The organism is Acetobacter pasteurianus (assembly GCF_009914215.2).
Classification (GTDB): domain Bacteria; phylum Pseudomonadota; class Alphaproteobacteria; order Acetobacterales; family Acetobacteraceae; genus Acetobacter; species Acetobacter pasteurianus.
The window spans coordinates 2282501-2305483 of sequence record NZ_CP039846.2 but is presented as its reverse complement, the minus strand read 5'-3'; the positions used below and the strand labels follow the sequence as shown (position 1 = coordinate 2305483).

The following is a 22983-nucleotide window of genomic DNA, read 5'->3' as shown; positions in this document are numbered from 1 at the left end:
TCTTAACGATCGTAAAAAATGCTGGTAAATTACATGCAGCCTGAAAATTTTTGGTAATGAAAACAGGATGACAGTTATTCATGAGAACGTCCGCAATGATGGCGTCTCACTCAAAACATACCTTAATGACCTTCAGGCACTCTTACGGACTCAGCCAGATGCTTGGGTTCGCTGCGAACTGCATGGCCTTACGCCCAGTGCAAAATTTGTTCGCATGGAATTCATTGAGCATGACGCTCAGGGTAGACAAATCGCAAAAGCACAAGGGGGTTGCTTTCCTGCGGTTTACGAAAAGATTCAACAAAGCTTTGCTAAAAGTGGGCTCTCCGTTACCACAGGAATTAAGGTTTTAGTCCGTCTGCGCGCTGATCTCCAAGCCGCCTATGGTTTTCAGGTACAAGTTGTCGATATTGATCCGAGCTATACACTCGGCGATTTGAAGACACGTATGGACGCAATTCGCCAGCGCCTCGTGCAAGAGAAACTGTGGGATAAAAACCGCTCAGTCTCACGTCCAACTGATTTTGAACGTGTTGCAGTCATCTCCCCTCCCGGAGCCGCTGGGCAAGGTGATTTTAGAGCTTCCGCCGATATCCTCGCGCGCGTCAATCTTGTCACCTTTGACTATTACGAAACATCTTTTCAGACGGCCAATGCGCCAGATGGCATTATTTCCGTACTCCGGAAGATATTTCCCCTCGCAAAAGCTGGGAAATATTGCGCAGTTGCCCTCATCCGAGGTGGAGGCGCGTCAAGCGATCTGGCATGGCTGGTTGATTACAATCTGACCCGCGCACTTTGTCACATGCCAGTACCCATCATGACGGGTATCGGACATCAACGAGATCGCACCTTACTAGATGAGGTTGCCTGCATCCCCTGCGATACACCATCCAAAGTCGCTGAGTATATTCGTACGACAGTCTGCAACGCAGGGCTAATTGCTGATCGCTCTTACCGGGATATCATCTTCAATACATCTTCTATTGCCGAGAAACATGCGACTAATATTTCAGAGCTTCAAACCCAAGCCTTGATAGATGTCCGTGAAACCGCGCGCGTTGTAGACGAAAAACTTCGTAAAATCTCTGATTATCATGCGCGAGCAGTACGGATGTTAACAGAGATGTCAGGACAGGAAGTGGCTAAGATCAGTCGCCAGATTGCTCTGAATGCCGAAGCAACACAAAACAAGGCCAGTAAAGACATTCTCGCCGCAGTTGCGCGAATTACATCTGACGCAGGAACACAGATCCATCATGCAGACCGTGGTCTTCGCCAATGTATCGAACTCGCTCTAACAGCACCTTTACGGATTATTGGCGAAGCGACCACAAGCCTCGACCGCATGACCCGCTATATTCAGGGTGCGACATACGACCAGATGCGCCTCACGGGCGAAGCTATACTCTCTCTCAAGGGAAACATAACCCGCTTGCCAGCAGGAACTCTCAGCCAAGCAGAGTCCTTACTTGCACAGATTGGAGAAACAGTCCGTGGCACAGCAATGCATGCACTTGTAACCGTCGAAAGAGATATGCAAACCCAGCTAAGCTCTATTTATTCAGCTCCTGCTGCAGAAATCAGCCAAATAGCTGTTGCGCTGGAGAACACCACAAGCAGCATTACAGACTCTGTTCGCACTTCAGCAAAAATGGCCGAATGGCATCTCCATGTGAATCGAAACAACACGCAAGAACACCTCACAACAGCAATCACATGTGTCCCGCCATTAGTGCGAGAAATAAAATATAAAATTCTCGAAAATGCCCTACAATATATTGAGCAACTCAAAGGCAGGATTACTGCGGCACAAACTATTGCCGCGGCTCTAGATCCTCGTACTGTAGTGGCCGCCGGTTACGCGATACTCCGAAACGAAGATGGTTGTCCGATGACGCATGTACAAGACGTTGCCAATGCAAAGATTGTGAGCGCCGATCTTCGAGACGGATCTATCACCCTTCAACCACTCCAAGCAAAGAAGATATAAAAATGAATCAGATGCAACAAAGCCCGATTAGCACTGGAAACGAACCGCCAACAAAATTTGCAGACGCTTATGCAGAATTGCAGCGGATCGCAGCTGCCCTCAAGCCGGAACAGGGTAAAATCCCTGACGTTGATGCGATTGAACCGCTTGTGAAGCGCGCCAATATCCTCGCAAAATACTGTCAGGATCGCATTGATGCTGTCAGAAAATTGGTTGATGAACAACAAGAACATGGCTGAGACTGAAATGGATTGTCCGGGTCTAACTTAAAAACTGTCCTACTTCATAAGAAACTTCGGGCAATTCAAAGAGCTTATTCAGATCAGAGAAAGTCTTCTGCCTGAGAACAGGCAGAAGACCGGGAGTGTGTCAGCTTCGCGATGCCGCATCCAGCGCGTCACAGGCAGCGTCAAGATCTTTTACAAGACGCTCCGTCAGCAGGATGATCCCGTCCACATGGTGGTTTTTTCCATCGCGCATGCCCTGCCGTGCTGGCAAAAGCGCATCGCGGATCTGCAACAGATCTTCATGAGCCGGATGGTGCCCTGTTTCCAGATCGGAAGCTTCTGGGAAGCCTGTGTCATGTTGTTCATGATCGGGCTCCTTCAAGCGCAATTGTATCCACCAGATTGATGCACAGCTTCCGCAGCGTTCCGGGTTGGGCAAACTGATCCAGCCAGATACACACGGGCGCAATCGCATGTGCGCGGTAAAACGCCATGCGCTTATCAAACCGCTGGAGCCATTCCTGTTCCTTCTGGTTGCGCGTAATACGATCAGATCCGCAGCACCCGACAACCTCGATGAAGAGAGAGGCCTGGCCTTTTCTCAGTGTCATGTCGGCACGGTAATCACCAGCCTGCTGGAGGATGGGCTGATGCACATCCAGCTTCATATGACGGCGCAAAAGCTTCTGCAGCATGTCATAGACAATGCGTTCAGGCAGGGAGTCCATGGTCTTCCCGTCTCTGGCGACAAGACCGGGATGAGGCAGACCGGGCCAGCGCTGCGCTGCAAGACGCTGCACGCGAGCCCATTCGCGCGTACCGCTATCTCCCAGAAAGACAAGATGTTGCCCTTCCGCCCCAAGAAAGCGGCAGATACCCTTTGTCCGCGATGCCAAACGGCTCGCTTATATTCAGGCGCGCACGTAATCAGTATCGGGATATTCCGGTGATATCCACAGAAATATTAAGAAAAAAGGCCCGTTAGATAAACGGGCTTTTTTTGCGATTAAACTTTACGCCAATGATCCGGTTTTCTCTTATCATCCAAATGACGTACACGTGCTACGTGAGGCACATAGCCACATGCTTTCGCCCACTGAATTCCCGCAGCTTGAGTGTTAGTAGAATGTAAAACGCTACTTGCTTGATCCTCAACTACATAATAAGAGATTGGCTCACCATCACGTCCGCGAGGACGAGCTTCTACGTAAACAGATTTCGACATAATGATCTCCTTCATAAATTGATATAGTATTTGTACTTGGGCATTTTAATATCTATAGATATAAATACATTGCAATGCAGGGAAATACGTAACGCATGCCATTTAAATTTAATAAAAGAAATATAGATATCCACGGTCGCGATAAAAAGCAGCCACTAAGTTGTCCGCACATTGAGGTCGGGCTAGCTTTCGTCATCTGTACCCATCGCCAAATTGCATGTTGCAGTAAAAAAATGAAGCCACATCGTAGCTAAAGGGACAAGATAACATCTAGAGACGTGTCATCTATCCATTCTCAAGATATACTCTGAACTTCTGTCATTTTTCCTCTAAATTTGAATACTTGGTTGAGTTAGTGAACGATATTTTTTATCAGCATAAAGCTATCATCTCTACATCAAAGAAGGCGCCATCACGATGGCAGAAAAAAGCACGCAAACCGTTGCCTCATCAGATGTACCGGAAAGTCGCCAAACAGACACAACACAGTCTTCTATGATAAGACTCAACGCCTATACGCGCTTGATTGCCCTTCAGACCGGTCTGCATATCCTGTATTGGGATGCGCGGACCAAACACAATTTCAGTTATTCAGCCTACCATGATGATGATCTGATCTATTTTGGAGCTTACACAGGCGGAAATTCTCATATGGAAACCCGGTGTTGGGATGGGCTGACAACTTACGATACTCTCAGCAAACCAGATGATGCCTATGTTGCATATCGTCCTGGATGTCGTATTGATTTCACAAAAACAGCTGGAGCAGGCGCTGGCGTAACAATCACACTCAGCCCCACAACTCTGGCCAGTCTGTCAGCTGAGGATGCAACGTGTCTTGATCAGAAATTGCGCTCTGGTCATTATTTTAATCAGGTTCGTGGTGGACGGCAACTTCTCTCTTTTGCAAATGCATTACGAAGCGTGGGCACAAGCCCTAAACGACCAGGCTGCCAGTTACAGATGCTCGGACAAAGTCTGTCATTTATGGGCTCGCTCATTGAGCAAGTCTGTCATATTGCGCCTCCCAACGTCTCGTTATCGGAGCGCGAAATACGCAGATTAAACGATACCCGTGATATGTTGCTTGCAGATCTTGCATCGCCACCCCGTCTGGATCAGCTTGCCCGTCACGCAGGAATGAGCGTCTCACGTTTGCAACGACATTTTCGAATGCTGTTTGGTAGTACCATTTACGCACTTTTTCAAAAAGAACGCATGCATGAAGCTTACCGCCAGCTTGTTAAAGATGATGAATCCATACTGACCATTGCAACACGCATGGGTTATGCAAATCCTGGACATTTTTCGGCAGCATTTCGCAAGCAATTCGGTATAAACCCATCCGAACTCCGACGAATACCTCGTCTTAGGCGATAACCACGGCGCCACCGGAATTTAAATCGGGTTTTCGCCAAAACATCTGGTGTGCCATGCGCTCCACGATGTGAGGCGGTAAAATCAATCGTTTTCGACTAGCCGCTACACTTTGGCGCAGGTAATGCAATCCAGGAGTGCCAAGTGCAGCATCAAATGCATCGACATCCGGTGTTTCAATGTGCTCAAAATTGTAGGCAAAGGGCTGAATATTCAGAAGTTGAGTAAGGCGTTCCATGACAAATACAGGTTCCCTGACTAGCTTGTCATAGTCTATAATAATAACTTTATCAGCAAATGGACCGAAGAATACTTCAGTCAGTAAGCGCCAAGCATAACCGAAGGCCCCTTCACGCGATGCAAGGTAGTCAATACGATCATGCTGCGTTCCTCGATGCGTAATCGGCACCAGCCGTGATCCCAACAAAGGATCCCGTATGATAAGATGCTCAAACGAGTTAAGTATCCAGACAGGATCACGCACACAGCAGATAATCTTTGCCTTCGGATAAAGATGACCTAGCAATCCGGCATGCGCACACCACTCCCGATTAATGTCTAGCATGACATGTTTCTGGGCATCGGGATTCAGATAAGATTGAAGAATGCCCCGCATCAACCGCTGCCATTGGCCATTCTTGAATTCTGTCCGGTATTCTCCTTCACTCATAAGAGACATTATCCGGATGAGCATCGGCATTACGGGCGTATTGTGAGATGCCGCAATGATCTGAGGATTTTGCCGCAGCAGTGCTGCTAAGAGGGTCGATCCAGATCTAGGAAGACCTGAAATGACGTGAACAGAATATGACAAATCAGACATACCGCTTAAATGGATGAATATGTCTGTGTAAGTCTCCCCGAAAGGAGGATTTTATTACCCCTGAAAATTTAACCTCAATAAAGATTCAAGATTTTTAAAAGACTATTGTCTCATTAACCATGACTTTGACACGTTGAAGTTCATTAAAGTTTGCATTTATGTGATCATGAAAGAATATAATGAATATATAAGCATAGTAGTCAGTGCTGACTGCGAGGCAGTCCGAGCCTTTTCCTTTACCAGATGCCTGCGAAATTTTTGTTTTTTGGCTTATGGAACGTGTTTATTAAACTGAAAGATGGACAATCAAATATCAGTCTTTATTTATTTTCATGATCTGCAAAAGCATTCAAATATAAACTATAGACTCATAAAATAGATAACATTTCCCTATATATAAAAAATATTTTAGTAAATTATGAACAACAATCAATAATAAATGGATTATATATTAAATATTTACGAGAGATAGACTTGTTTTAAGACACACGCCCCTTATAAGAGTTGGACGAAACTATTATATTTTAATTTTAACATGTAGAAATAATGAATATTTGTAGCGTACCTTTTTCAGAAACCGTGAAAAAATTCTCGTATAGAAAAGACATTGATGGGATACGGGCTATCGCCATCCTCATGGTCATCATCAATCATCTGAACAGCAAATGGCTTCCAGGTGGATATCTGGGTGTAGATATATTCTTCGTCATATCAGGATTTGTGATTACCGGAAGCTTATTTAATTATGGGCACGGGAAAGGTTTACCCTCTCTCCTATATGATTTTTACGCCAAACGACTACGTCGCATCACACCAGCACTGCTAACGAATATTGTCATTTGCAGTGCTGCAGTCTGGATAATTGATCCCCAGCCACAGATTTCACTTCAAACCGGTTTTCTCGCGCTATTCGGTTTCTCCAATTTTTACTTATGGAAAATATCTCAGGATTATTTTTCTCCCTCTACAAAACTGAATGCCTTTACCCATACCTGGTCGTTAGGCGTAGAAGAGCAGATATACCTGCTCTACCCATGTCTCTTGAAAATAACCGGATTTTTTAACGAAAAGACTTCCAGACTTTTCCCATTGACCGCTATATGCGCACTTTCAATAGTCTCGGCCATCGTTTTGATGATCCTGCCAGGACATACAACGGGAGGCGCTGCCTACCTGCTTCCTTTTGGTCGTTTTTGGGAGTTTGGCATCGGATGTATTGCATGCCTCTTGTCCCTTCATTTCGAAAATCGTGATCAGAAAAATATTAAAAGCGTTATTTGTTACCTGTCTTTTCTATGCGTTATTCTTTCTGCCGTTCTACCGCAATATCAGAATGTGCTGTGGAGCTTTCTGGCAGCCCCGGCAACAGCTGTACTGATCCTGTTTCTACCTCATACAAACAAGGCACGTCTTTTCCTGAGTGGCAACATATTACAGTTTTTAGGGAAAATATCGTATTCGTTATACTTATGGCATTGGCCCATTCTCTCTTTACTCAATCTGTATATGAAATCTAACACGTCGTATCTTTATAACTTCCTTTTATTGACATTTTTTACGTCCATATCGTCATATTTCATTCTGGAAAAGCGCCTGAAGACATTTTTACAAAATAAAGGAAATGTATTTTCATATTTATTATCATTGCCTCTCATTTTATTCTCGTCTTTGTATGTATTTACATTACACAAATCTCATAATCCCCATCCTCTTGCTATAAATGGGTTTCGTTATCTTCCTGATTCATATGAGAATTTTCCTGTAAAACATACCAACTTTTTTTACTGTACTGTAGAACTCCCCAAACGCCCTCTACATAGTAACACGATGGAGAAATGTACAATTCCACCGGCGAATAAAAACCTTCCCACTCTTTGAGTCATGGGAGATAGTCACGCAGGTCATTTGATGGGACTACTTTCCCAACTGCAACAGAAGTCTGGTTACGGCATTCATCTTGTTGAAACGGTTGGTGAGCCCTTCCCAGCCTCAGGTGGTATTTCTTCTCCAGAGCGTCAAAAGCTTTGGAATGCAGCTCTTGCACGCATGAAAAGTGGCGATTTCGTTGTTCTGGGACGAATTTTTCTAACCCGAGACGGCGAGATCAAACCTTTGCCGGATATCGAGAACTGGCTGCAGCAAGTCGGAAAGATCGCATCATATCTGGAGGCCAAAAATGTCTCCGTTATCATTATGTCTCCCATCCCGATGTTCAGATTTGATTCATTATATAACTGCGCTCCATCCCAATCGAATAATACGACGTGCGACATCAAACGAAAGGACGAAGCAAAACCCCTGAATGACATCATGCACGCTATGATAGATGTTCAGGAAAACCACAAAAATCTTTATGTGTTTGATGCATTCTCAGAAATATGTCCGGAAGAATTAACCTCTTGTTCCCCCGTCAGAAATGGAATTCCCTTGTATCGCGACAAGGATCATCTGAATGTTTACGGTTCTGAAATTCTTTATAAAAACTTTTCCGGTTTCCTGAAAAACATCTCGAAACCCTGACAGTCACAATTTCATAATGTCCAACAGTTTGATCTGATTGCGAAAGACAAGGAGTTTGAAACAACTCTCAAGATTCCTCGGAAACCTCACGCAATCAAAGTTGCCTGTAGCTTGGGAAATTTTGGTTTGGCAGAGATCAAGGAAACAGTGGCTCAGTAGATTTTCCTGGCCCTTCACACTTGGCAAAGGCTTTCAATACTGCCTCTCCAATGTCCTTGTCAGGAGCATCGATCGGAACAGAAAAAACACGACCCTCATTTCGGTTTGTAGGCCACGCCGAGTGTCCGCCACCACGGGAACTTTTTGAACTTTTCAAAGTGATATCGTTTGTCAAATCAAAACACCACGATCCAAATACGAGATCAAATTTTTTCCAAGCCACGTCACGGCTTTTGTAACCATACGATGCTGTAATTTCATCCCAGAAAGCTAGCCGACGTTCGTTGGATGCTGCTTTCATGGCGATCAGTGCGTCCCCATTAACAGAACCTCCATCGATGGGAGTGAAACTCTCACTGGTTTGAAGAGCGAGACGAACATTCTGTCCGATCCATTCAGGCGTGACGTCTCTTGGCGCATGAATGACATGACCTCTCCGCGAAAAATAAATCCCATACCATACCTCTTCGGACTCTATGGAAATCCATTTATCCGTTCGACGGATGCTACAACTTTTATCTCTTATCACTGTCATGATCAGCTCACCGTATCAATCTGGATTGAAATTGGCTTTCCTGTTTGTTTAGGAATGATGTCGTTAGCTCTGTGATAGGCACGGCAGAGGGCCTTCCATTCGTTTTGCAGCTCTGGAGTCATTTCTGCTGGGTCAGTAATATAGGGCACACCAATTTTGAGCGTATACATTTGAATTTGATTTTGGCGAAAAGAAACGAAAGAATTGGAGCCAATTTTCGATTGGTCTGTATCATATCCTGCCATTTTATAAGCGCTCGCCATGACACGGGCAGCAACTGCTGTGGGGTTTTTTTGATACCATGGCAATTGCAGGTCGATTGTTTTATCACTAATTGCATTACCGTCTTTTTCGTCCCAATGATCAAAGGTGCGCCAGTTCGATTTTTCGTCTTGAAGCCAAACAACGCCATTCGGATCATGTGACGGGTTAAGCTGATTCTGCACCCAAGCTTCGTATGGAAGCCCCTGATCGTCATTTCGGCCACCGGCAGATTTCCACTGAATTCCGTTATCTTTATAAGATTGACTCCAGTTTTTACCATTTACAATATCAAAGGTTTGATTGGCAGGCTTGATATCGTTCGCGTTGCTGATATTGGTGACAATTGATTTGGCGCTCCGAAACTGAACAGGGTCGCACACTTTTGAGTTATCTTGTTGTAAATCTTTGATCTCAACAATAACGGACTCTTCATCAATTGACGCAGCAAAGGAATTCACTCCGCCAACAATCATCAGGGTGCGGGTTTCATCAATAGTAGCACCTGATTCGAGATACGGATTAGTCAACAGATTTGCTTCAAGTCCGATGGCCTGATTTGGTGAGGCTGCAAGGTTGTTAACGATATCCTGAAATGACACAGACGTGGATGGAGTATAGGCAGCGGCTTCTGTAGCGAGTTGTGCTGCTGTCTGGTTCTGGACGGTCGTGGTCCATGCATAGGAGAGGTTATAAAGCGCTGTGCGCGCGGTTTGGAGTGCCGAGCTGTCTGGTGGGAGTTGTCCCCAATCAGCGTAGACATCCTCAATCACAGACTGAGCTGATGCAGAATTTACGATTTGTTTGAAAACATCATCTCGGCTTTCACCGTTCCCCATGGCATTCTGAAAACCAGCAAGAGTCGCATTATCTATAGCCTGCCCATTCACAAATGCATAAGCAGATTGCAGCTCTGTTGTGGATTCTTGATTGTGTGCTTCTATCTGATGCAAATCCTGCATGGATTTTCCATCGCGCATCTCTGCACGTGCCCAGTCCTTTGTGGCCTGATCCGCATCATGACCAAAAAGTGTCTGCTCGCTGTAATTAATTGCCCAGTCTTCGTTTGGAAGAGAAATCAATCCATTACGAATATCAGACAGAGTCGTCTGCCCGTTCCCAAGCGCATTCATATTAGTAGTCAAAAAATTCGCATCGGTGCTTTCACTAGCTGCACGATACTGAATATCCCGTAGTGTCTGGAGCAGGGTTTCTTTCTCGCGGTCAGAATGTGCTTCTATCTGATGCAAATCCTGCATGGATTTTCCATTGCGCATCTCTGCACGTGCCCAGTCCTTTGTAGCCTGATCCGCATCATGACCAAAAAGTGTCTGCTCACTGTAATTAATTGCCCAGTCTTCGTTTGGAAGAGAAATCAATCCATTACGAATATCAGACAGAGTCGTCTGCCCGCTCCCCAGCGCATTCATATTGGTAGTCAAAAAGCCCGCATCTGTGCTTTCGCTAGCTGCACGATACTGAATATCCCGTAGTGTCTGGAGCAGGGTTTCTTGCTCACGGCCAGAATGTGCATCGATATTGCGTACATCTTGTATCGATTTTCCTGAGTAAAGCTGGCCACGGACCCAGTTGATCGTATTCTGATCTGCATCAACATTATAAAGACCATGCTCATATGTGTTGATAACGCCCACTTCCCCTTGAGAGCCAATCAACCCATTTCGCACATCTGTGACAACTTCCTGCTTCTGTCCTAAACGATCCATATTTTGCTGTAGATAAGTCGCGTCTCCACTAACACTTCCTGTCCGATCTTGAATGTCATGAACAATCTGTAATAAATTCGCTTGCTCACGGCTAGAATGTGCATCGATATTGCGTACGTCTTGTATCGATTTTCCTGAGTAAAGCTGACCGCGGACCCAGTTGATTGTATTCTGATCCGCATCAACATTATAAAGACCATGCTCATACGTGTTGATAACGCCTACTTCCCCTTGAGAGCCAATCAACCCATTTCGTACATTCGTAATGGTATTCGTGCCATTTCCTAAGTCATTCATGGTCGAGGTCAGAAAACCAGAATCTGTGTTAACTGTAGCTTGCCTATCTTGAACACCGCTTACAACGCTCAGGATATAATTTTGAGCTACTTGAGAATGGGCTACCTCATTACGTATATCTGCTAATGATGTCTGCTCACCAGAAAGAGCGTTAATATCATTCTGCAACGCAGTATTATTGATGGGTTGATTTAAAGTATTTTCATAAATTGTATTTAATTGTTTCGTCGTTTCCTGAGAATGTGCCAAATCGAACGTAATCTGTCGCATGGCATCATCCCAACCCTGCTTGGGGCCATTGTAGGGGCCCATATGCTGGGTATCATGCTTCACACAACCATAAACAATATCACCATATTGATTGCTTTCTTGCGCAGTCAGCGGGCGTCCTAATATTTGTTCGCCAACATAATCTGATTTATCATGAAATTGTTCACGTGCTTTGTGCGCAATACTTCCCGGTGTGTTGGAACCCCCAAAAAACAAACCAGCAATTCCCATTGCCCCACCAACAACTCCCCATGCAGGATTGGAATATGCTGGCTGATACACATCGTAACCGCTTCCCCCCACGCTTCTTACCATTGCATTCAGAGGCATGATGGCTTCTTGATTGATAGTTGGAGTGGGTTCGACAAATTGAGCTTTATCTGGCGAAAGGAATTGCAAATCATGCGTTTTATCTAAATTTAAAGAAGTGTCATGAATATGCAAATTACTGTATTTATTCACATCATCCTGAATACGACCGTTAATATGCTCAAACGACTTCTCAATTGTTGAAGCTATTTTGTTCCATCCATTGTCAAGTATCTTCTGTGTGACAACGAATGCATTTTTTTCAGTATCACTGACCTGATCCAAATTCCCAAGAAAATGAGGATGATTTTCTTGAGTATTTCCAATCCCACCTAAAAAATCAAAACTCTCTTGATTATCATTATGCTTCAAGATATCCGGAGAAATATAATCGTTATTCATCTTTTAAACGCAAACCCACAATTTCAATTTAAAGTACTGTGGTTTATATCACTCTCATTTAAAATGACCACACCCGGCAGGAAACGCGGACGGCCGAGAAAAATCGAAAGTCAGGAAACCAATCCTCCAGAAGAGGACGTAGACATCCGGCCCATGGAGCCAGTGCCCACGTTTGCCCCCATAAATTATAAGGATCTGGAGCGTGCGATAGATAACGCAAAATGCATCATACGCCGTTATCGCACTGATTAGGCAAAGTGTGTTCTATCCAATCTGTGGGCCTCGCGATTTTGGCCCATTTGACTGGGGTGCCGTTGCTTCATGCGTCGAAAGCTTCTGACTGGCCCGATTGAACCACGAGGAAGGTGATTTTATTACCTGAGCGGCTGTCACCTTCTGCTCTCCGCACTGATCGTCACGTAAATCCAGACTACGAACGACTGCCCTTCCGATGGCATAGATGGCGTCACGTGCCGATCCGGCCCGTCCAAGTAGAACGGTCAGCTTTTCAATGCCGGCCTTTTGCGGCAGATCAATATGACGCAGAACCACAACCACTACTTTCCCGAACTTTTCCGAAATAACAACCTTTTCTCCAATCGGAAAAGTCTTCTGCCTGAGAACAGGCAGAAGACCGGGAGTGTGTCAGCTTCGCGATGCGGCCTCCAGCGCGTCACAGGCAGCATCAAGATCTTTTACAAGACGCTCCGTCAGCAGGATGATCCCGTCCACATGGTGGTTTTTCCCATCGCGCACGCCCTGCAGCGCTGGCAGCAGCGCATCGCGGATCTGCAGCAGAGCTTCATGAGCAAGGAGATGCGGGTCCTGTTTCACGAGAAATTGATTTGACATGGAGAAAATACTCTTCGAAAAGAAGTTATCCTCACAAAAGACACGAAAACACGCCTCGCGCGCAGTGACACGGGAGCCCCGATGACACAAACGCGTTCAACGCTTTTCCTTTTATGGGGAGAGAGGCAATGCTCCTCGAAAGCTTCTTCAAGACATGAAGTAATATAGTACCTCACGGTACAAAACCCGATACTCCGGGTATTCTTTGGTATTCACGCCTCCTGCATGTAAAGTCTCAAAAATAAAAGGGGACTGCATGTCTTTGCAGTCCCCTCACCGCTCAGACGTGATGCTCGCCTGAGCGTTTATTCGAAGTCCCGAAAGACCCCGCCTTCCATCTGCTGCCACCCACGGATCTTGCCAAACGGTTCTGACGTCGGTGGAGGCGGCACTTTGGCGCCAGAAAGCGCCACCATCATGTTCAGCCGGCACATCGAAAGAAGTTTGCGCAGCACAACGCGCCCGAGTTCCACGCGTGTCAGCGCTTCATTCTCATACCACGGAACATGCACTTCAGGATCCGTATACTCGGCGATTTCAGCCAGCGTATAATCCCCCGTTTTGCCCAAATCGAACATGCGGGACATTTTATACAGACACAACAGATACGGCGGCTCATCCCACGGCGCCCCGAGCAGGGTGTGCAGGAACGCCATGTTATAGCCTGCAAGACACAGAGGCAGTGTCTGTCCGTGTGGGAACAGCGCATTGAACAGCCGGTCATCGATGACATGGCTGCATCCCCCCGTCTCTCCCGGCACCTCCTCGAGGTGACCGTGACAGACCTGACCATTGATTTCCACGCGGATATGTCCTTCACGAAAGAGGATGTCATACCATGCCAGAGAGACAGGCAGCCCCTGACGGAGACGAAAACGCCCACTCACGCCCGGTGCGATGTCGATGAGCCGGATGGTGCCCTGTTTCCAGATCGGAAGCTTCTGGGAAGCCTGTGTCATGTTGTTCATGATCGGGCTCCCTCAAGCGCAATTGCATCCACCAGATTGATGCACAGCTTCCGCAGCGTTCCGGGTTGGGCAAACTGATCCAGCCAGATACACACGGGCGCAATCGCATGTGCGCGGTAAAACGCCATGCGCTTATCAAACCGCTGGAGCCATTCCTGTTCCTTCTGGTTGCGCGTGATACGATCAGATCCGCAGCACCCGACAACCTCGATGAAGAGAGAGGCCTTGCCTTTTCTCAGTGTCATGTCGGCACGGTAATCACCAGCCTGCTGGAGGATGGGCTGATGCACATCCAGCTTCATATGACGGCGCAAAAGCCCCCGCAGCATGTCATAGACAATGCGTTCAGGCAGGGAGTCCATGGTCTTCCCGTCTCTGGCGACAAGGCCGGGATGAGGCAGACCGGGCCAGCGCTGCGCTGCAAGACGCTGCACGCGAGCCCATTCGCGCGTACCGCTATCTCCCAGAAAGACAAGATGTTGCCCTTCCGCCCCAAGAAAGCGGCAGATATGGGCATTGGGTGGGGCCCCCAGTTCTTCGGTCAGACGTTTATACACCTGAAGATCATGCTCCGTTGGGTAAAACGGGGAAAAAGTTGACCCGAGAGCACGGAATTTTGTCAAAAGCGTCGCCATGTCTATAATCCTGAATTGGAGTTCACGAAGGAAACCGGCCCCTGAGGGGCCTTCCTTTTCTGGGGAGGCAGGCAGAGCAGCCTCGTAAACTTCCAAATCCCGATGCATTTATGAAAACATGCGGCTTCAGACAGAACAGTTCCGTGGGAACGCTCTCTCCTGAGCAGGCGTCACAGGCTTCTGAGAGTCCACGTACCGTGCGTAATGAGCGATGCAACCAGCAAGCCACCAGAAAATCTGGATATCTGACACCATGATGCGCACGTTTACGCTGCCATCTGCTCGCCGCAACACGCGCAAAAACACAGTTGAGACAGACGCGCAAGTTTTCCCGCCCACAAGTATAGACGAAGTGCTTTGCAGTAATTCTCAAAGTGCACCTTATCGGCTGTTTCCGGCCCGGAAAGGGATATTCAGACGACCGCAACCGTTTGGAAAAACCTGTCCTGCGATCTTTTTCTAAAAATCAAGTCCTGAAAAACCAGATTTACCGGATATGTTGTGCAGAATATACATGTTTCTCAGCGACACATTTGAACGCGTTGTTGCGTCATCTGGCATATTTCGAAAATGAAGCCTCTCTCAAATCCGTGGAAATGTTAATTTTACACGCACATCCCGCCTCTGCCATCGACAAGACCCTCTATCACCGGACATGCAAAATTTTTCGTTTCGATTTCGGCCCTATTCCGATTTCGATAATTATTTTTTGAGAGTTTTTGCAACGCGTGCAGTGGAAGGGCATTTTTTATGACAGATCATTCTCGGTGTTTCGGCAGTTTTTTTTGTTGTTTGGGATGAGTGCTTGCCCGACATATTTTGCGATAAGGTATTCATTTGTAATGCTTTTCGCGCTGCGAGCGGGGTGTCTCGCGATCCGATTGGGTGCCGTCAGGCGCGCAATCGGTAGAAGTGTTTTTCGGTGCTTGCACCAAAAACACGGTATCGTGCCACTTTTTTTAATCATTGAAATTTTATTACATATCATCATTCTATTTTGTAATTTTATTTTTTTCTGCATTTTTTTCCACTTTTCATGATGATATGCGTCTCTTTTGCAAGGCTCTTGTACAGAAAATCATCAGGATTGCCTCCTGAGTGGGTTTTGGCGTTTTTCTGGTTCCTCTTAGCTTAAATGGCGCTTCCACGTCTCTACGGCGATCCTGATGGGTTTTATGGTATGTTTGTTTTGTGGTGCTTCTCTCTCTTTCTACCAGTGTCGTGTTGGAGGGGGTGTTCTGGAGGTCGATTTTGGGGTGTTTTGGGGGCAAAAATGGCCTCACTGACATACCCCCTTTGAACTCTTGCATTTTGGTCGTGTTTTCGGCGCTTTTCTGCATGTATGACGCTATCTGCCCGATTTCCATGTCAAAAAGTGTCGAAATCGGAGTTTTTTGTGCAATAAGTGTCGAAATCGAGCATCGACACTTTTGGTCATGTTTTCGGGACTTTGTCTCCATGTATGACGCTATCTGCCCGATTTCCATGTCAAAAAGTGTCGAAATCGGGGATTTTTGTGCAATAAGTGTCGAAATCGAGCATCGACACTTTTGGTCGTGTTTTCGGCGCTTTTCTGCATGTATGACGCTATCTGCCCGATTTCTATGTCAAAAAGTGTCGAAATCGGGGATTTTTGTGCAATAAGTGTCGAAATCGAGGAAATGTGTCAATTTTGTGGCAAGTGTCCGATTTCTATAGCCAAAAGTGTCGAAATCGGGGGTTTTTGTGCAAAAACTCCCGTTACCGCACTCAATGACCGAAAATGCGACCAAAATGTCGTGTATGCAGTTTTGTCGCGTTTTTTGTCTCAAAACCCCGATTTCGACACCTAAATCGCTAAAAACGGTACTTTTTGCGATTTATCGTGTTTTTGTCCTGTTTTCGTCCACTTCGTGCATATATCGTTCGGATTTGGCGATTTTGGCGTTTTATCGTAAACGTCATGTATAGAAGATTTTTTCTGATAAAATCAGAAATATATTTCTTCAGGTGTATTCCGTGTCTGGATATTTTTACACAAGGTACTTCTTATATTTACTTGTAAAATGATGGATAAACCTCTTGAATACCTTGGAATTTGAACAAAACGATCCGGCTCTTAACCTCAAGCTGCAATGCCACCTGATCAATGTGATCCGGAAAAAAGTCATGGCGCGCGCTCTGAAATCACTCCGACAGACTTGCAGATCATGTTTTTGGAGCACAGGTTACGCTTGCGTATCCAGAATCCACCCCGCGGACACCAGACTGCGACCTTCGCCGCTTTTATCGACGCCCTTTCCAACGCCTTGAGCCCAGAACTGCAAAACCTCATTCTGGCCTCAGGCTCCCGAAATCCCTCTCTTCAGACAGATCGCATGCCCAAACCTGTTTCTGGCGACATGACGCAGGCTCTGGCTGTCTTTTTTCATGAAGAACAGATTTGGAACTTGCAGCGTCAAATTCGCGAAGCTTACGAACGTTCTGGTTCGACCACACCGCGCTATGAATTTTGCAATTACGTGCAAGATCGCACCCTGATAACCGGTACGCCGCGTGGCATTCTGGGCCGGGCGCTCCACATCGCGGCACGACAATACATATATCATCCCGAGCTTCCCCTCTCGCTGCAACGTTGTCTGCACGCGTTGAACGAGACGCACGGCGCCGAAGATCTGCTTGTGCCACCCTGTGAGTTTCGGGAAGGATCAACACAGAAAAACACTGGTAAAAAATCCCGAAAACACACGCTCAGCCTGGCGACATTCAAAACGCTCAAAGCATCCTATGCTTCCGTTCTTCCTCTTCTCGCAGCCATGGACGTGATCTGGTGTGGACGTTATCTTCCCTCTCATCCTCTTTCTGCATGGACCGGTTCACATGAGCAGAGCGGTCGGGACTACCGTCCCGGACATAGCTTCATGGACACTCCGGAAGATCTCGATATTGCCAGGCGAACCCTGTCTTACACCCGCTGGTTTCGGAACTGGGGACTGCAGCACGGCTCTCGCAAAGCGCAGAACAGATTGCTTGATCCGGCGACAACACCCGAGATCGAAAGTGATGTCCCTGAGGCGTACGCCGTGACAGCAATGCCCACCACAATGGATCAGACGCAGGAAAGTGCCGCGTCTCGCTCCTGCGCCTCAGGGGCATTCGCCCTGCCTCTTGCACCTCTGCCCGATCCCCTTCTCAAGGCGCTTCAAAGCTATCGGGATTCCAATACCAAAAAACCAGAAACCGGAACGGGTGAAGGCTAAATCATTTAAGCCTCCACCCTCTTCCCGGAATCTGAAAGTTTCTGCTCATTGGCACACAAGGGGATATGTCATGAGCAGCAGACTATCGTTTCAGGACCTGGAGGAGACACAGGGATGTCAGACACCGCCCGCACAAAAAATGGCACGGGCATTACAGGAACTTGTCACACGTCTGGCGCGGCAGGCTGCACGCGCCCATGTCCTCTCGAGCCTCCCTTCGAATGCACTCCAGAACGCAACCGCATCAGAACGGAAAGTCTGAAATTTATCTTGCCCACAACGCTGTGGATCGGGCACAGTCAACCGGTGTAATGCAGTGCTCACACAAAGAGCATCAGGGACCCTCACGCATACGCGGCCCTTATAGTGATCGATCTGTTGGCCGCCTCACCATTTTCCCTGACATGACATGCCGCTATCTGACTGGTGCCTGCGCAACCACACGCCTCTTTTCGGGGAGTCCATCTGCGGCCAGTCTCTCACAGGAACCCGAGAGACCGTCCATGATGAAAGTTGCCCTGTACGCCCGTTATTCCTCAGACAATCAGCGGGATGCCTCAATTGAGGATCAACTCCGGATATGCCGCGCCTACGCGGAAAAACAGGGCTGGCCGATCGTCCGGGGTTATACGGATCATGCCGTCTCTGGCGCCTCTCTGTTCCGCTCCGGTATTCAGGCCCTGATCGCTGATGCGCAGCAGGGGCACTTTACAGTCATTCTGACCGAGGCTCTGGACCGTCTCTCACGCGATCAGGCCGATGTCGCCACCCTGTTTAAAAACCTTCAGTTCATGGGTGTGCGGGTCTTTACCCTTTCCGAGGGAGAAATCACCCCTCTTCATATCGGTCTCAAAGGCACCATGAACGCGCTGTTCCTGAAGGATTTGGCGGAGAAGACCCATCGTGGTGTGCGTGGACGCGTGGAACAGGGCAAGTCCGGTGGCGGCAATGCCTATGGTTATGATGTGGTCGCAGAAACAGACGGACATGGCAATGTCATGCGCGGCGCACGTGTCATCAATGACGCTCAGGCCGTGATTGTCCGCCGCATTTTTCAGGACTATGCCGCCGGAAAATCCGCGAAAAAGATTGCCGTGTCCCTTAATGAGGATCATGTCCCCTGCCCGACCGGTGGCGCATGGGGATTTTCCACGATCAACGGCAATCGAACGCGCGGCACCGGTATTCTGAATAACGAGATATATATCGGTAGGTTGGTGTGGAACCGGTTGCATTACCTCAAGGATCCGAAGACCGGCAAACGCGTCTCCCGCCTCAACCCCGAAGCCGCCTGGGTCATACGGGACGTGCCGGACCTGCGGATTATTGATCAGGATCTGTGGGATGCAGTCAAGGCCCGCCAGAAAACCCTTGAAGCCAGCCCGGATATCAGAGCCGGTCACAGTCACGACCATTTCCGCGCAAGACGCCGTCCAAAATATCTGTTCTCGGGCTTGCTGAGGTGTGGCTGCTGTCAGGGGGGTTACAGCATGATCTCGAAACACCTGCTTGGCTGTTCGAACGCCCGCAACAAGGGTATCTGCGCCAATCTTCAGAACATCCGGCGCGATGTTCTGGAAGATCGGGTACTGGATGCCCTGCGACATCGTCTACTGAACCCGGAACTTTTCAGACTGTTCTGCGACGAATTCACCAAAGAGGTGAACCGCCAGCGTCTGCAAGGTGCTGTCGACATCACGGCAGTTCAGGCAGAACTCTCGAAGGTAAAGGACAAACAGGAGAAGCTTCTCGATCTGTATCTGGAAGATCAGGTGAGCAAGGAGAGCCTTGCTCAGCAGAGCCTGAAGCTTGAAACCCGCAGGACAGAACTCGAGGCTCTTCTGGCCGGTTCCAAAGCCCCGCCTCCCCTGCTTCACCCGGAGATGGCCGGCGTTTATCGTGAGCAGATCTTCCGCCTGCATGAAGCTCTCAATTCTGAACTGGAGACCCAGCGTCAGGAGGCTGCGGAGATTGTGCGCTCGCTGATTGAAGCCATTATCCTCACCCCGTCTGATGATGGCATGCGAATTGACGTGCGTGGCGATCTCGCCAGCATTCTAACGATTGCGTCTGGAACGCAAAAAAGCGCGAACGCTGGTATGCATTCACGCTTTGATCCAAGATCGCAAGTTCAGATGGTTGCGGGGGCAGGATTTGAACCTGCGGCCTTCAGGTTATGAGCCTGACGAGCTACCGGGCTGCTCCACCCCGCGGTTGTAAGTGTGTTGAAATTTGTATGGGTAAGATTTGGGTAGGGTGGATTGGAAGACCTGGCGGCGACCGACTTTCCCGTGGCTTAAGCCACAGTATCATAGGCGCTGGGGGTTTTCACGGCCGAGTTCGGGATGGGATCGGGTGGATCTCTCCCCGCCATGGCCACCAGGTCATCCAGTCCACCCTGTAAGGGGTGTGTGGAGGACGGTTGGTTATGAAGAAGTAGGCGATATATGGATGATTTCTGTGCACGGGCTGTCCTTTTAAGGGGACAGTAAGAGAGTGAGCCTATTGGGTGATTAGGACCAGTTAGCTGCACGCGTTACCGCGCTTTCACACCTGGCCTATTAACGTGGTGGTCTACCACGACCCTCAGGGAGACCTAGTTTTGAGGTGGGTTTCCCGCTTAGATGCTTTCAGCGGTTATCCCTTCCATACTTAGCTACCCGGCGGTGCCGCTGGCGCGACAACCGGTGCACCAGAGGTATGTTCATCCCGGTCCTCTCGTACTAGGGACAAATCCTCTCAAGTCTCCAACATCCACGGCAGATAGGGACCGAACTGTCTCACGACGTTCTAAACCCAGCTCACGTACCACTTTAATCGGCGAACAGCCGAACCCTTGGGACCTGCTCCAGCCCCAGGATGTGATGAGCCGACATCGAGGTGCCAAACCTCCCCGTCGATGTGGACTCTTGGGGGAGATCAGCCTGTTATCCCTAGAGTACCTTTTATCCGTTGAGCGATGGCCCTTCCACGCGGGACCACCGGATCACTATGGCCGACTTTCGTCTCTGCTCGAGCTGTCACTCTCGCAGTCAGGCGGGCTTATGCCATTGCACTCAACAGCCGGTTTCCGACCGGCCTGAGCCCACCATCGCGCGCCTCCGTTACACTTTGGGAGGCGACCGCCCCAGTCAAACTGCCCACCATACAGGGTCCCGGATCAGGCTAACTGACCACGGTTAGACATCAGAAAAATTCAGGGTGGTATTTCAAGGATGGCTCCACAGGAACTGGCGCCCCTGCTTCAAAGCCTCCCACCTATCCTACACAGAATGTCTCTGATGCCACTGTAAAGCTGCAGTAAAGGTTCATAGGGTCTTTCCGTCTGACCGCGGATACCCCGCATCTTCACGGGGAATTCAATTTCGCTGAGCCGATGCTGGAGACAGCGGGGAAGTCGTTACGCCATTCGTGCAGGTCGGAACTTACCCGACAAGGAATTTCGCTACCTTAGGACCGTTATAGTTACGGCCGCCGTTTACCGGGGCTTCAATTCAGTGCTCTCACACCTCCTCTTAACCTTCCGGCACCGGGCAGGCGTCAGACCCTATACGTCGTCTTTCGACTTCGCAGAGTCCTGTGTTTTTAATAAACAGTCGCTACCCCCTGGTCTGTGCCACCCGCCAATGGTTGCCCACCAACGGGTCTCGCTTATCCCGAAGTTACACGAGCAATTTGCCTAGTTCCTTCAGCATCGTTCTCTCAAGCGCCTTGGTATTCTCTACCAGTCCACCTGTGTCGGTTTCGGGTACGGTCTATACGCCAGAGCTATTTCCTGGAATGCTCCAAAAGCCAGATCAATCCGTTAAGACCTGACAACATATCGCATTCGTCACTTCTGGCAGGTACAGGAATATTCACCTGTTTCCCATCGACTACGGCTCTCGCCCTCGCCTTAGGGGCCGACTAACCCTGCGTGGATTAACCTTGCGCAGGAACCCTTGGACTTTCGGCGACAGTGTTTCTCGCACTGTTTGTCGCTACTCATGTCAGCATTCGCACTTCCGATATCTCCAGAGAGGGTCACCCCGTCTCCTTCACTGACTTACGGAACGCTCCGCTACCGCGCATATCATAGATATGCACCCACAGCTTCGGCACGTGGCTTGAGCCCCGTTACATTTTCGGCGCAGGGTTTCTATTAGACCAGTGAGCTATTACGCTTTCTTTAAAGGATGGCTGCTTCTAAGCCAACCTCCTGGTTGTTATGGAATCCCCACATCCTTTCCCACTTAGCCACGATTTGGGGGCCTTAGCTGGTGGTCTGGGCTGTTTCCCTCTCGACAATGGACCTTAGCACCCACTGTCTGTCTGCCAGGCTATACTTCCGGGTATTCGGAGTTTGGTTGGGTTTGGTAAGGCTTTGGGCCCCCCTAGCCCATCCAGTGCTCTACCCCCCGGGGTAACCACCTGACGGTCTACCTCAATAGATTTCGCGGAGAACCAGCTATCTCCGAGTTTGATTGGCCTTTCACCCCTAGCCACAGCTCATCCCCGACTTTTTCAACAGGCGTGGGTTCGGCCCTCCAGTGCGTGTTACCGCACCTTCAGCCTGGCCATGGCTAGATCACTCGGTTTCGGGTCTTCTGCCAGCAACTATGCGCCCTATTCAGACTCGCTTTCGCTACGCCTACACCTAACGGCTTAAGCTCGCTGCAAACAGAAACTCGCTGACCCATTATACAAAAGGTACGCCGTCACCCCATAAGAGGCTCCGACTGCTTGTAGGCATCCGGTTTCAGGTCTCTTTCACTCCCCTCGTCGGGGTGCTTTTCACCTTTCCCTCACGGTACTTGTTCGCTATCGGTCACTAGGGAGTATTTAGGCTTGGAGGGTGGTCCCCCCATGTTCAGACAGGGTTTCACGTGCCCCGCCCTACTCAAGCATTTCCAAAGACACTACACATACGGGACTGTCACCCACTATGGTCAGCCTTTCCAGACTGTTCTGCTTCTTCTTCAAAAATGACTGGCCTGTTCCGCGTTCGCTCGCCACTACTAGCAGAATCTCAATTGATGTCTTTTCCTCCAGGTACTGAGATGTTTCAGTTCCCCGGGTTCGCCTCGTAACCCTATGTATTCAGATCACGATACCCATCGCTGGGTGGGTTGCCCCATTCGGAAATCTGCGGATCAATGCCTGCTCGCGGCTCCCCACAGCTTAT

The 22983-nt window shown here is 48.5% G+C and carries 16 protein-coding genes, 1 tRNA gene, 2 rRNA genes and 1 pseudogene (1 of these 20 running past the window's edge); 7 read left to right on the top strand and 13 right to left on the bottom strand.

Annotated elements, in window-relative coordinates; all coding sequences use genetic code 11:
* The first annotated feature begins 67 nt into the window (after nucleotides 1-67).
* Together FCN51_RS24255 and FCN51_RS24250 are read left to right on the top strand one after the other, a co-directional pair.
* Complete coding sequence (locus FCN51_RS24255; protein ID WP_160257068.1) at nucleotides 68-1993, top strand: exodeoxyribonuclease VII large subunit; 1926 nt, start codon at nucleotides 68-70, stop codon at nucleotides 1991-1993.
* Between the two features lie 2 nt (nucleotides 1994-1995).
* Nucleotides 1996-2232: an exodeoxyribonuclease VII small subunit gene (locus tag FCN51_RS24250; RefSeq protein WP_003627225.1), complete on the top strand. Its 237-nt coding sequence runs from the start codon at nucleotides 1996-1998 to the stop codon at nucleotides 2230-2232.
* Between the two features lie 130 nt (nucleotides 2233-2362).
* Here the strand turns inward: FCN51_RS24250 and FCN51_RS24245 are convergent, their stop codons facing one another.
* From FCN51_RS24245 to FCN51_RS24235, 3 genes are all read right to left on the bottom strand, one after another.
* Nucleotides 2363-2602 (bottom strand): hypothetical protein, encoded by a 240-nt coding sequence (locus FCN51_RS24245; protein WP_160257067.1) that lies wholly within the window; start codon nucleotides 2600-2602, stop codon nucleotides 2363-2365.
* The gene (locus tag FCN51_RS24240; RefSeq protein WP_160257066.1) at nucleotides 2583-3116 is read right to left on the bottom strand and encodes a hypothetical protein; all 534 of its coding nucleotides are present in this window, start codon (nucleotides 3114-3116) and stop codon (nucleotides 2583-2585) included. The genes FCN51_RS24245 and FCN51_RS24240 overlap by 20 nt, the downstream gene beginning before the upstream one ends.
* 110 nt (nucleotides 3117-3226) lie before the next feature.
* On the bottom strand, nucleotides 3227-3445 hold the full coding sequence (locus tag FCN51_RS24235; RefSeq protein WP_076027003.1) for a hypothetical protein: 219 nt from the start codon (nucleotides 3443-3445) through the stop codon (nucleotides 3227-3229).
* A 417-nt stretch (nucleotides 3446-3862) separates the two neighbouring features.
* On the opposite strand from FCN51_RS24235, the gene FCN51_RS24230 reads away from it, so the two are divergent.
* Nucleotides 3863-4825 carry a helix-turn-helix transcriptional regulator gene (locus tag FCN51_RS24230; protein ID WP_160257065.1) on the top strand — a complete coding sequence of 321 codons (963 nt, stop codon included), beginning with the start codon at nucleotides 3863-3865 and terminating at the stop codon, nucleotides 4823-4825.
* On the opposite strand, the gene FCN51_RS24225 is transcribed toward FCN51_RS24230, so the two are convergent.
* Nucleotides 4815-5645 (bottom strand): sulfotransferase family protein, encoded by an 831-nt coding sequence (locus tag FCN51_RS24225; RefSeq protein WP_160257064.1) that lies wholly within the window; start codon nucleotides 5643-5645, stop codon nucleotides 4815-4817. The two genes, FCN51_RS24230 and FCN51_RS24225, sit on opposite strands and share 11 nt — an antisense overlap.
* 546 nt (nucleotides 5646-6191) lie before the next feature.
* Between FCN51_RS24225 and FCN51_RS24220 the strand changes: the two genes are divergently transcribed.
* Nucleotides 6192-7523 (top strand): acyltransferase family protein, encoded by a 1332-nt coding sequence (locus tag FCN51_RS24220; RefSeq protein ID WP_236661284.1) that lies wholly within the window; start codon nucleotides 6192-6194, stop codon nucleotides 7521-7523.
* A gap of 3 nt (nucleotides 7524-7526) precedes the next feature.
* Complete coding sequence (locus FCN51_RS24215) at nucleotides 7527-8165, top strand: SGNH hydrolase domain-containing protein (RefSeq protein WP_310256263.1); 639 nt, start codon at nucleotides 7527-7529, stop codon at nucleotides 8163-8165.
* 136 nt (nucleotides 8166-8301) lie between these two features.
* On the opposite strand, the gene FCN51_RS24210 is transcribed toward FCN51_RS24215, so the two are convergent.
* From FCN51_RS24210 to FCN51_RS24190, 5 genes are all read right to left on the bottom strand, one after another.
* A complete protein-coding gene (locus FCN51_RS24210) occupies nucleotides 8302-8859 on the bottom strand; it encodes a contact-dependent growth inhibition system immunity protein (protein ID WP_160257063.1) in 558 nt (185 codons plus the stop codon).
* A gap of 2 nt (nucleotides 8860-8861) precedes the next feature.
* A complete protein-coding gene (locus FCN51_RS24205) occupies nucleotides 8862-12125 on the bottom strand; it encodes an endonuclease toxin domain-containing protein (RefSeq protein ID WP_236661282.1) in 3264 nt (1087 codons plus the stop codon).
* Between the two features lie 645 nt (nucleotides 12126-12770).
* Nucleotides 12771-12977, bottom strand: coding sequence for a hypothetical protein (locus tag FCN51_RS24200; protein ID WP_236661281.1), 207 nt, complete (start codon nucleotides 12975-12977; stop codon nucleotides 12771-12773).
* Between the two features lie 305 nt (nucleotides 12978-13282).
* Complete coding sequence (locus FCN51_RS24195) at nucleotides 13283-13945, bottom strand: hypothetical protein (RefSeq protein WP_124297849.1); 663 nt, start codon at nucleotides 13943-13945, stop codon at nucleotides 13283-13285.
* Entirely contained in the window at nucleotides 13942-14580 is a 639-nt protein-coding gene (locus FCN51_RS24190) for a hypothetical protein (RefSeq protein ID WP_310256258.1), read from the bottom strand. The genes FCN51_RS24195 and FCN51_RS24190 overlap by 4 nt, the downstream gene beginning before the upstream one ends.
* A gap of 2114 nt (nucleotides 14581-16694) precedes the next feature.
* On the opposite strand from FCN51_RS24190, the gene FCN51_RS24185 reads away from it, so the two are divergent.
* Both FCN51_RS24185 and FCN51_RS24180 read left to right on the top strand, forming a co-directional pair.
* A complete protein-coding gene (locus FCN51_RS24185; RefSeq protein ID WP_310256256.1) occupies nucleotides 16695-17819 on the top strand; it encodes a hypothetical protein in 1125 nt (374 codons plus the stop codon).
* Between the two features lie 197 nt (nucleotides 17820-18016).
* Nucleotides 18017-19363: pseudogene (locus FCN51_RS24180) on the top strand (recombinase family protein); the annotation flags it as partial.
* 66 nt (nucleotides 19364-19429) lie between these two features.
* On the opposite strand, the gene FCN51_RS24175 reads toward FCN51_RS24180, so the two are convergent.
* From FCN51_RS24175 to FCN51_RS24160, 4 genes are all read right to left on the bottom strand, one after another.
* Nucleotides 19430-19741: a hypothetical protein gene (locus tag FCN51_RS24175; protein WP_310256253.1), complete on the bottom strand. Its 312-nt coding sequence runs from the start codon at nucleotides 19739-19741 to the stop codon at nucleotides 19430-19432.
* 214 nt (nucleotides 19742-19955) lie between these two features.
* Nucleotides 19956-20032 (bottom strand) — tRNA-Met (locus tag FCN51_RS24170).
* A 55-nt stretch (nucleotides 20033-20087) separates the two neighbouring features.
* A 5S ribosomal RNA gene (gene rrf / locus FCN51_RS24165) occupies nucleotides 20088-20203 on the bottom strand.
* A gap of 108 nt (nucleotides 20204-20311) precedes the next feature.
* A 23S ribosomal RNA gene (locus tag FCN51_RS24160) occupies nucleotides 20312-22983 on the bottom strand (it continues 71 nt past the right edge of the window).